Consider the following 1,898-nt stretch of genomic DNA (forward strand, 5'->3'; position numbering starts at 1 on the left):
CCAGCCCAATACGCCGCCTTTTCGGATCTATGCTCCGGTGCCGATGCTACCATGGTCGCCCCTCCTGGGGACACTCCATGCCAGAAAATTCAGGAGGCGTAAGAAGGGGTTCTTTTGACGGTTACCAACGTTGGCGTACGCGACGCCACTTTTGTCCTCGACGGCCTGCTCTATCACGAGTCTGACCTGAAAATCAAAGAGCACTACACCGATACGGCAGGCTTCACTGATCACGTCTTCGCGCTCATGCACTTGTTAGGCTTCCGCTTCGCACCGCGCATACGCGATCTGGGAGACACCAGGCTCTACGTGCCCAAGTCGGCTCCAGCCTACGCCGGCCTCAAGCCTCTGATCGGTGGTCCTCTGAATACACAACACATCCTCGCCCACTGGGACGACATCCTGCGTTTGGCCGTCTCAATCAAGAGAGGCACGGCGACGGCCTCACTGTTGTTGCGAAATTTGGGCAGCTATCCACGTCAGAACGGCCTCGCTGTAGCTCTGCGGGAGCTGGGGCGCATCGAGCGTACGTTATTCATCCTGGACTGGCTGCAACATGTTGAGCTGCGACGTCGTGTCCATGCAGGACTGAACAAGGGTGAAGCCCGCAATGCTCTCGCACGCGCCGTCTTCTTCAATAGATTAGGCGAAGTCCGAGACCGTAGCTTCGAACAGCAGCAGTATCGAACAAGCGGCCTGAATCTTGTCATCGCGGCCATTGTGCTGTGGAACACGGTGTACCTGGAACAAACCGCGCACGTCTTGCGCGGCCATGGCCACCCCGTCGATGACGAGATGCTCCGGTTTCTGTCGCCACTGGGGTGGGAGCACATCAACCTGACCGGCGACTACGTCTGGCCAGCCAAAGCAAAATATGCTAAAAATAAGTTTAAATTATTACGGCCAGTTAACATGCCTTAAGGTGCTCTATTTCCGTTTCCTCAGATGAGCCCAGGTAGCGGGCTTTGACGCCGGTCTCAAGCGCACGCTGAACCATGGGCGCAAGAAGGCTCGTTGACTTGGTCACAGCCTCGCGCCGCCGCCTGGCTCCACATGTGCGCCTGTCCAGCTCCTTAAGGACACCCTGGTAACGGTTGCTCGGGCTGGTAGAAGAAAGCAGCGCAAAATCAATGGGTACGAGACTGGCTCCGTCTGACCAAGCCAGAGTCAACAGTCTAAAACCCTTTATGAATTTCCTTTCTGCGTGGTCATAGACTCGAGAAAGAAGTTCAACTTTCTTGGCCCGAGGCCGATGTACGGACGTATCATCGAGGATAAGCACGGTTTCACAGTTCTCTGTCGTGAGAGCGTCAAGCATGGATGTGACTTTGAGGGCAACCATGAGAAGCAGCCGTCGCCAACTAAACCGATGCGACCCGAGGAAGTCATAGACAACGTCCTTGCCAAACTCACAGTCCGTGTTACACACCGTGGTTCGATAAATATTCGTTCCTAGAAATGGCATTGTAAAAAGCAACATAAGCAATTTCTTTACAGAGACGCCTTTGTTTTTGGAAATACCACAAGCGGATGCAAGCTTGTTTAGGCTGACGTTGTCGAAAAAAATGTCAATCTTGCTGGCGACACACTCTCTTGTCGCTTGAAAACCAGGGAGAATTTCCGTATTTTCCATCTGGGCACTTCCTCTTCTGCGCTCTGGTGCTTGGTAACAACAGTGTACAGGGGCAGGAAGTGTCCTTCAAGAAAAAAATTATGCAATACCAGTCGGTTGCATTTTGCTTTTATTTGAAGTTGATCCCCGAAAGTCGAGTTAGGGACTCTTTCACGAACGCTTCAACTCGTCTTTCAACAGTTCAATGCGCGGCACCATCTGTTGCTCAAAGCTGTATAGGCGCAGCAACGCCTCGCGGCCCCGCATGGCCAGACTACGCAATTTA

The 1,898-nt window shown here is 53.2% G+C and carries 1 protein-coding gene and 1 pseudogene; one reads left to right on the forward strand and one right to left on the reverse strand.

Annotated features, from left to right (window positions below):
* Window positions 1-120: 120 nt before the first annotated feature.
* Window positions 121-921: pseudogene (locus tag GTA51_RS20295) on the forward strand (Tn3 family transposase); the annotation flags it as partial.
* On the opposite strand, the gene GTA51_RS20300 reads toward GTA51_RS20295, so the two are convergent.
* A complete protein-coding gene (locus tag GTA51_RS20300) occupies window positions 908-1,633 on the reverse strand; it encodes a transposase (protein WP_160964297.1) in 726 nt (241 codons plus the stop codon). The pseudogene GTA51_RS20295 and the gene GTA51_RS20300 sit on opposite strands and share 14 nt — an antisense overlap.
* Window positions 1,634-1,898 lie beyond the last annotated feature (265 nt).

The organism is Solidesulfovibrio aerotolerans, assembly GCF_009856865.1.
GTDB lineage: Bacteria > Desulfobacterota > Desulfovibrionia > Desulfovibrionales > Desulfovibrionaceae > Solidesulfovibrio > Solidesulfovibrio aerotolerans.

What these genes read in the sequence shown, in the direction of transcription:
- GTA51_RS20300 (WP_160964297.1), bottom strand. Translation starts at nt 1,633, where the DNA reads ATGGAAAATACGGAAATTCTCCCTGGTTTTCAAGCGACAAGAGAGTGT.